The 7,667-nt window shown below is 57.5% G+C and carries 9 protein-coding genes; 1 reads left to right on the forward strand and 8 read right to left on the reverse strand.

Annotated features, from left to right (window positions below; translation table 11 throughout):
* From AAAB35_RS13400 to AAAB35_RS13410, 3 genes are all read right to left on the reverse strand, one after another.
* A partial coding sequence (locus tag AAAB35_RS13400) for a major capsid family protein (protein ID WP_340668765.1) occupies nucleotides 1-791 on the reverse strand: 791 nt, incomplete at its 3' end.
* Between the two features lie 14 nt (nucleotides 792-805).
* Nucleotides 806-1,243, reverse strand: a complete 438-nt coding sequence (locus tag AAAB35_RS13405) for a capsid cement protein (protein ID WP_340668766.1) — start codon at nucleotides 1,241-1,243, stop codon at nucleotides 806-808.
* Nucleotides 1,243-2,403, reverse strand: coding sequence for a DUF2213 domain-containing protein (locus AAAB35_RS13410; RefSeq protein ID WP_340668767.1), 1,161 nt, complete (start codon nucleotides 2,401-2,403; stop codon nucleotides 1,243-1,245). The genes AAAB35_RS13405 and AAAB35_RS13410 overlap by 1 nt, the downstream gene beginning before the upstream one ends.
* A 257-nt stretch (nucleotides 2,404-2,660) precedes the next feature.
* On the opposite strand from AAAB35_RS13410, the gene AAAB35_RS13415 reads away from it, so the two are divergent.
* Nucleotides 2,661-2,885, forward strand: a complete 225-nt coding sequence (locus tag AAAB35_RS13415) for a hypothetical protein (RefSeq protein ID WP_340668768.1) — start codon at nucleotides 2,661-2,663, stop codon at nucleotides 2,883-2,885.
* Here AAAB35_RS13415 and AAAB35_RS13420 read toward each other — a convergent pair.
* From AAAB35_RS13420 to AAAB35_RS13440, 5 genes are all read right to left on the reverse strand, one after another.
* Nucleotides 2,882-3,685, reverse strand: coding sequence for a minor capsid protein (locus AAAB35_RS13420; protein WP_340668769.1), 804 nt, complete (start codon nucleotides 3,683-3,685; stop codon nucleotides 2,882-2,884). The genes AAAB35_RS13415 and AAAB35_RS13420 overlap by 4 nt on opposite strands.
* A gap of 3 nt (nucleotides 3,686-3,688) precedes the next feature.
* Nucleotides 3,689-5,053, reverse strand: coding sequence for a phage portal protein (locus AAAB35_RS13425; RefSeq protein ID WP_340668770.1), 1,365 nt, complete (start codon nucleotides 5,051-5,053; stop codon nucleotides 3,689-3,691).
* A gap of 150 nt (nucleotides 5,054-5,203) precedes the next feature.
* Nucleotides 5,204-6,697, reverse strand: coding sequence for a phage terminase large subunit (terL, locus tag AAAB35_RS13430; protein WP_340668772.1), 1,494 nt, complete (start codon nucleotides 6,695-6,697; stop codon nucleotides 5,204-5,206).
* Complete coding sequence (locus tag AAAB35_RS13435; RefSeq protein ID WP_340668774.1) at nucleotides 6,639-6,893, reverse strand: hypothetical protein; 255 nt, start codon at nucleotides 6,891-6,893, stop codon at nucleotides 6,639-6,641. Before AAAB35_RS13435 ends, terL begins: the two co-directional genes overlap by 59 nt.
* A gap of 151 nt (nucleotides 6,894-7,044) precedes the next feature.
* Nucleotides 7,045-7,667 (reverse strand): DUF2806 domain-containing protein (locus tag AAAB35_RS13440; RefSeq protein ID WP_340668775.1); only part of this gene is annotated, 623 nt, incomplete at its 5' end.

The raw sequence follows: 7,667 nt of genomic DNA on the forward strand, positions 1-7,667 counted from the left end.
TAGGCCACCATGCGCTTGGTGCCGCCGGAGCCGGCCGTATCGAGGAAGCCGAACACACCGCGGATGGTCAGTTCCTGGCCAGTGGTCAGGGTGTAGATGTTGTTCTTCTTCACCCATTCGAGGATCGTGGTCTGATTGACCGCATCAATGCGGCGCGTCGAGATGTCGAGCAAGACCGAATACGGCAACAGCAGCTTATCGGCGATCTCCGCGCCCATTGTGCCAGTGAAGATGCCCGTCAACTGGCCGTTGATATCCCGCAGGATCTGGTCAGGTGTCTTCAATGCAAACGTGGTGGACGATCCGCTACCATCGGCCGGCGCCGTGGTGGCAGTCGGTGTCGACGAGTTGACCAAGCCGGAATAGCCCTTGCCGGTATCACCGACGAAGGCAACCGCCTCGATCTTCTCTTCAGCCACGCGGCGAGCCGCCGAGGCCTTGTCGGAGTTGAGGTTCATCCCGAGAAGCTGAGCAGTGCCGAGTTCCTCAAGATTGTACCCGTAGCCGATGGCAGCCATGCTGACCGAGGTCTCGAACTTCTCGCGAGTCAGTTCAACCTTGGGCACATCGTGCGCATTGCCATTGTACCACTGGGCGGCGCCGACCGAATCCATCGAAAAGTAAGTGACGGACTGAATCCATTCAGGGGCCGAGGTGTCGACCGGTATCAGGGATGGATACTGGATGTCCTGGTACTTGATCGCATACACCGTAGGCTCGATCAGCGAGGCCTGACGGATGAGAAAGCTCATCGCGACCTGCTGAGCGTCGTTCATGATTATTGCGTTCATTGAGATCGCTCCTTTTAGCCGAGACGAAGCGCGGCGAGAGCAGCACCGGAAGTGCTGGTATCCCACTGGGCGCCCGCGATGAGGGTGTTGCCGGATGCAACGTTGGTGAGAACGCCGGTTGCCGGAACGTAATAGACGGGATCACCGACAGCGACGGCGACCGAGGCCTGCACGACGATGACGCCCTTCTTCATCAGCGCCACGTTGGAGTACTGCTCGTACTTGCCTGTGGGCTGCGTTGCGTCGAGGACGGCAATACCGACGAACTTGACGGTGATTTCAGAGTCCACGACCTGGTTGTCAGCCGTGCCCTGCACACCGACCTTGCCGAAGCCGATGCCCTCGACGTCTTCCGCGAGGCGGGTGACGACGTCGGACGGCTCCATGTTGAGAACCATGCCCTCAATCCAGCGGGCATGAGTGGCGCTATAAGTTGTCTGGACGGCAGGCATTATGCGGCTCCTTTCACGGGATTCTTCCAGGCGTCAGTCATGCCAGTGACCATGTCGGCATGGGCCTTGTTGACATCAGCGGCGGCACCGTTGGGTTTGAGACCATCGGCGACGACATTGCGGAAGGGATCGCCCGGGTTCTTGGCCGCATCTTCGGCGAGAATGTCGAAGCGAGCATCGATGTAGGCGTCGGCCTTGTCTTTCACCGCTTCATCGCCAAGCTTGGCGGCAACAACTGCCTTGCGGATGGCGCTGTCGGTCAGCCCTTCAGTCTTCACATCCCTGGCGATTGCCTTGGCCGTGGTGATCAGATCGGCGCGGTCCTGGACGCGCTTGTCGAGGGCAGCCGTGTCGAGCACCTTGCCCTTGAGGTCGTCAATCTCGGCATCCTTCTTGGCGATCTCTGCATCCTTGGCGGCGACCGTCTTGAGGAGATCGGCCTCCGTCTTCGTCTTCAATGCCTCGATATCGGCAACCTGCGCGGTCAGTTTGTCGATCGTGCGCTGTACGATCTGGGCGTCCTTGTCGGCCAACTCGACCGAGAGGCCGTCAACAGTGATGGTTCTGGTCGTCATTGACCTGTTTCCTTTCATTTCTTCGTCGGAAGTGATCGGGGCAATGCCCCATGCGTACGCACCGTCGCCGATGCGAACTTGTGGACGGGCACGACCGCGCTGCACGATGGCGACATGGTTGATCCGGATATTCTTCTGGATGGCATCGTAGGCTTCGCCCGTGGGCGTGGTGCCGGCGGTAAAGTCGAGATCGCAGGTATACCCAGCGGATAGCTCCTGCTTGCCCGCCTCGATGTCGTTGATCGCTGTCTCGTCGCTAACCATCAGCGGAACGCGGATGAAGATGCCCTCACCCGAGACTTCATCGCCGGTCTGCCCGACAGCATGCTCTTTCCAGTTCTTGGAACTGACCGGCGCTGACGGATGGTCATTGGTGACAGGCCGATGCGCCGCGCTCTTCATCGTCTCGTCGGCAAAGACTTCCGTGCCTGGCCGATAGACCTTGACCAAGGACATATCCGACTTGCCCACCTCGATGCCGAGATAAGTCTGGATTCCCGTGCGCGCGATCCTGGCATCGGCGACGAGATAGCCGTCTTCGCGGCGGCGCGTTCCCGCGACGGTTACTGAATCGGTGAATTGCATGTTATTATTTCCCGGTTAACGCTGAAGGAAGCGCCATGTCGATCGCCAAGAACATTCCAGCGAACCCTCGTAAGACCTTTAGCGAAGGCTATCTCGATGGGTACCAGTCACTAAAGCCTGATGTCGTCCCCACAATTCCAACGAACAGCAGCACTGCTATCAGCCTTACTGCGTACCAGTGGGGCTTCACACTTGGTGAGGATGACGCCCGCGGCGAGAGCTAGAGACCAGTCGGCCACTGTGCTACAACCACTGCCATGACCGACGAGCAATTCCGCGAACTTAAACAGATGCTCCTCACCCTCTCGATGAGAGTGGAGGAACTCGAATTGCATATGAAACGCCAGGATGAGATCGCCGATCTCCGGCATTCTCAGGTCTATCGGTGGTGCGCCCCCTACGACTACAAGATGCAGGTTGAGCATCTTCCCGAACCGATCAGCATTCCGGTTGATCTAAAGACGCTCTTCCGCGACAGTTAGAACTTGACAATGCCGCGTGCGATGCACCGGCAGTTGATAGGCTGACCGGGCGGCAATCCGCCTTCTGCTCCAGTCGCCTCGCCATATTTGTATTCAACACCGTCGAGCGACCTGTGCAGCGGCCGCACTCGCTCATCGTGGGCCGTCATCCACTCGTATGAGGTGACACCGGCCTGAACTTGCCTAATCCGGTTCAAATCGCTGTTGAGCTTTGATATTTGGTCCCGCGCGATCAGCTTGGCCCGCCGGTCGGATAATGCGAACTGCTCGGTTAGATCTTTTCGTAGTACGGTTGCCGATCGACTGTTGATGACCACATCGATCACCTTGCCTTTGATCCGTTTGGCAGTGTCGTCGAGCAAGCCCTTGATCAACCCGACATTTCGAGCCGTGGCGGTGTCGAGATAATCGATCAAGTCTTCATGTCGAACCGCTGCGGCAAGATCGATACCGAGCACCCGCTTTGCCGAAGCCATGAAGGTGTCGGTGTGCCGCTTCGCCTCCAGATTGAGGATCCGGCGCACCATCGCGGATGCACTGGCCGTCAGCCTACTGGTGATGACCTCCAATGTTGTGAAGTCATGCTCGGTCATATCGACCGTCATCCGCTTTGTAGCAGCTATCTCTCGCTCGGCTACCGGGATGATCATCTCTCGGGTATGCGTCGCCATTTCCCGCAAGGCAGCTCGTAGAGCCTTGAGGTAGGCCGTCTCGGCTCCGATGCTTGCGCTGATCGCCGGAAGCGCCACGGCAACTCCCTTGGGGCGTTTGGCCAGCGACGCCAGCTTATAGCGCATCATCACTCAGTTGCTGTCCTGCTGCTGGGTGTCCGGGTCGGTCTCTTCCTCGTCCTCGCCACCCAAGTCAGGATCGAAGTCTTCGCCGGTCTCAGCGACGACCTGATCGAGACCGGGATAGAAGCTCGACTCTACCAACTGTGTCGTGACGACGGTGCGCAGCTCTTGGCCGGTGAACAGACCAGCATCGACGAGCGTTTTCGCGGTCTCCGCATTCAACTTGCCGATCTCGGCGAGTTCCTTCTCGCTCATCTGCTCCAGCGGTGACCAGCTGTAAAATATCTTCTCGGGCCGAGCGCCCAATGCCGAGCGGATCAGGCACTCGTCAAGCCGGTAGATCGATGGCTGTATCTCCATGTTCTGCATCGATGAGACGCGATCATGATAGTTCTTCATGTCGCTCTCGCCGGTGGCTGACATACCGGCCGGAGATTGGCCGAGAAGACGCGTCACCGGAATATCCGCCGCACCCGACACCATCTGCAGGAATGTCTGCATGACCTCGGGAAGCGTGGAAAAGCTGATGGTCTTGCGCTCATATTCCTCGCTGGCATCCATGACGAGGGCACGATTGATACCCTTCATCGTTGCCGCAAGCTGGAAACGCCGGATGATCCGGGCTTCATACTCAGGATCAGCAAGGCTCGACATAAAGTCAGGCGTCTTGAACACATCGACATTGGCCTCGAACACCAGGCTGGCGATATTGGCCGCCGTGGCATCTGCATTCTTCATGGCGGTGACAACAGCCTCGAGGACACTGTCACCCCAGCCGGTCCAGCCATTGCTGGCACCGCCGAGAATTGGATCAGGATGGGCGGCGCCGATGAATATGGCAAAGCGCGATGGATGAATGCGCAGGAACGTGGTTTGACCAGTGACCTCGTACCAGGACGGCTTGCCGAACCATTCCGACGTGACGTTCTGGTCGAGTTCGCCCGCGGTGACATCACGACGGTTGAGGACGGTCAGATACTTGATACCGCCCTTCTTGATGCGCTCGACATCCAATGGCTGCATCAGGTCGGTGTCGCCGGTACCGATATAGAGCGCGGCACCACCCCACAGGCGGGCCTTGACCTGAACCTCATAAAGCTTCTGCCAGAATCCGAGCCGCTTCTCTTCCTTCTCGATCAATCCGATCTGCTCATCATCCGCCTGCCAGTCCCTACCCTTGCGGACAGTATCCATGGCGGGAATGTCGATGATCTTGCGACCGAGCCAAGTGAAGCGATAGGCGTTCAGCAGCTCAATATCGGTCAAGCACTGACCGGTATAGAAAGCCGTGGCCATCTTGTCGCGCAGCGGATCGTTTAACCCGGCGACCAGCGATGTCAGACCGTCGGTCTTGAGCTTCACGACTTCACCCATTGCGGTTTGGCTTTCTGATGCTCGGCGGGTTCTGGATCACATGCTTGACGACAGATGGCGCAGCCTTCACGACACCCTTAAGCCCGTTCTTTCTCGCGTCAGCCAGCATGCGCCGGCGCTGTTCGCAGGAAGAGCAAGCCATGGATGTCCTCAAAGGTTGTCGAGTGTGTAGTTCGAGCCGCCGCATATCTCGTCGACAGCATCGATGAACGGATCGACCTGGTCGTCGAACGAGCCGTCCGGAAACGCGGCGTATTCCGATATGAACGTCTGTTTCCACGATGCAGACTTCGGCAGCACCACCATGCCCGAGGCAACTGCCGATACCACGTCCAGCGCGCGGGTGTACTTGTCCTTGTCTCGCTGCAGGGCGATGACCGGTATGGATTTGCGCTTCACCGACTGGATCAGCCCAGTACCGGAGACCTTGTCTTCCACCACCATCTTGCGCAGGCTGCCATATCGACCGGCATCCATGCCCTTGGCCTTGGCCCAGAAGGTCAGCGCTGTCTTTTCCAGTTCCGGCGCCTCAAAACGGCCGCGGACCAGATCGATCAGGTAGGCCTTGTTGTCGAACCCAGCGCCCCAGTGCTCGAAGACTGAATAGTCGTTGCGCTCCTTGGTCTTCTGCGCTGTATCGACGTAGATGGCCCGCCACTTCAGTTTCGGCAGTTCGTCATACTCGCCGAGCGCTTCGGTCTTGAATAGGTTACCGCCGGCGACGACAGGATCCTGACCGTACTGGCCCGCATAGACGTGCATGGCATTCTGCAGGACCTTGATCTGCTCAAGGTTGTGCTTCTCGCTCCACAACGGCCCGTTGGTTAGCCCATGAGGTATCACCGTCACATCACCCGGCGGTGGCTCCATGGCGCCATCGATGAGGATGGGAAGCCGCAGGACATGCCAATGCTCGCCCGAGTTCTCCATCAGGTGCGCGGCGAAGTCGTCGACATGCAAGCGCTGCATGATCACGATGACCGGCACATCCTCATGCGCGAGGCGCGACCGAAAAGTGTTCTCCCAACGTTCGTTGATAAACTTGCGCGTCGTGTCAGAACTCGCATCGTCCGGCTTGAGCGGATCGTCGATGACCAGTGCCCCGGTAAAGCCTGGCTCTGCGAGGATACCAGCACGAAAGCCCGTTATCGGCTCACCCGAGGCCGCGGCGCGCAGATGCCCAGCATCGGTCGTGCGCCACAGCCCTTTGGCATTGGTGTCGAGCCGCATCCGGATCGGCCAGTTGGCCTGGTAGCCGTCCAGATTGATGACATCCTTGACCTTGGACGAGTTGTCGAGAGCCAGCGCTTGCGCATAACTGGCATGGAAGAACCGTGATCGAGGATTGATCGCAAAGCCGCGGGCGATCAGATTGACCACCGCGAGTTCGGTCTTACCATACCCTGGCGGGATATTGATGATCAGCCGTTTGATCTGACAGGAAAGCACCTTGTCGATCGTGTCGCAGAACACCGGATGAAATGGTGCTATCGAGAACGGCTGCCCTTCCTTTTCCAGAAAGAACTTCTTGGTGAATGCCAGATGCGAGGCGAGAAGAGTAACCTTCTCAGCCTTGCGCTCTTCCTCAGTCTTCCGGCTCTCCCGCTCCGTCCTGATCGCCTTCAGCAATTCCAATCTGGACAAGTGCACGTTCAAGAACTTCAAGCTCCTGTTCAGTCATGCCCTTGAGGCGAGTGATGTCAGCGATCTGTACCGGTCCGCCTTTGGGTCCGGTATGCGCCACGGCGGCCAAGCGAGCATGCATGTAGGGTGCGGCATCCTTGGCGAACGAAGCTGCGCAAGCCAAATCTTTCTTTTTGACGCACTCGTTCATTGCCATCAGCATGACCTCCAACGGCGTTAAGCCTTCGGCCGATGCCTTGTCAGCAATTGCGCGCGTTCGCTTTGTAGAAGCTCCTGGCTTGCGCCCAGCCCCCATCCTCTTGCCACCGCGTGCCACGTTTGATTACCTTTGATTTTTTTCAGAAGAACTATTCGGGCGTGGGCAGCAATTTCCAATTGTTTCCACCGTCGTGTACGTAGAATCTCACGCCCTCGGTAGGCTGATAGCCTTTCAGCTTCTTTAGAAACTGAAAACCTGCCTTACTTTCATCTTGGGATATTATCGTACTCAGTGCCCGCCCAACGTCGGTCAAGAGAAACACTGGATTGGCAGGCTTGCCGTTATTTTCTTCAATAGGGGCATCAGTGCCATACGTAATGGGAGAATCTTTCTTCAGCCCAAGGGCAAACTTACCAAAACCATACACCCAAAGCTCCGAGCCTTGGTTGTCTCGCATTTCGGTCCATTCGGTTACGTGCCCCGATAGTCCTGGCTCTACAATCAAGCCTGCAGATACTAAGGCCAGTGTGTCAGCAAAGTTCAATTCAGGCATTATCGGTTTAAGCAGTGCTTCTCTGATACGATACTGCATCAGGCGCTCAAAAAGGCTCGCCGTCTGGGAATCAAGCTCGTCTATTACTCGCAACACCTTGCCGGAAAACGTTCCAGGTTTTTTAATTTCTGACGCCAGAACCTTGCCCCAACGTTCACGTAGCTGCTCACTAGAAGCATCCTCGGCATAGCGTTCGAATCGGTCAGAAAATTCAGGAC

Source organism: Phyllobacterium sp., assembly GCF_037994425.1.
Taxonomy (GTDB): domain Bacteria; phylum Pseudomonadota; class Alphaproteobacteria; order Rhizobiales; family Rhizobiaceae; genus Phyllobacterium.

Bases quoted from the DNA above. Each gene is read 5' to 3' on its own strand.
- AAAB35_RS13420 (WP_340668769.1), bottom strand. From the start codon at position 3,685: ATGATGCGCTATAAGCTGGCGTCGCTGGCCAAACGCCCCAAGGGAGTT.
- AAAB35_RS13425 (WP_340668770.1), bottom strand. From the start codon at position 5,053: ATGGGTGAAGTCGTGAAGCTCAAGACCGACGGTCTGACATCGCTGGTC.
- AAAB35_RS13410 (WP_340668767.1), bottom strand. From the start codon at position 2,403: ATGCAATTCACCGATTCAGTAACCGTCGCGGGAACGCGCCGCCGCGAA.
- AAAB35_RS13415 (WP_340668768.1), top strand. From the start codon at position 2,661: ATGACCGACGAGCAATTCCGCGAACTTAAACAGATGCTCCTCACCCTC.
- AAAB35_RS13405 (WP_340668766.1), bottom strand. From the start codon at position 1,243: ATGCCTGCCGTCCAGACAACTTATAGCGCCACTCATGCCCGCTGGATT.
- AAAB35_RS13435 (WP_340668774.1), bottom strand. From the start codon at position 6,893: ATGGCAATGAACGAGTGCGTCAAAAAGAAAGATTTGGCTTGCGCAGCT.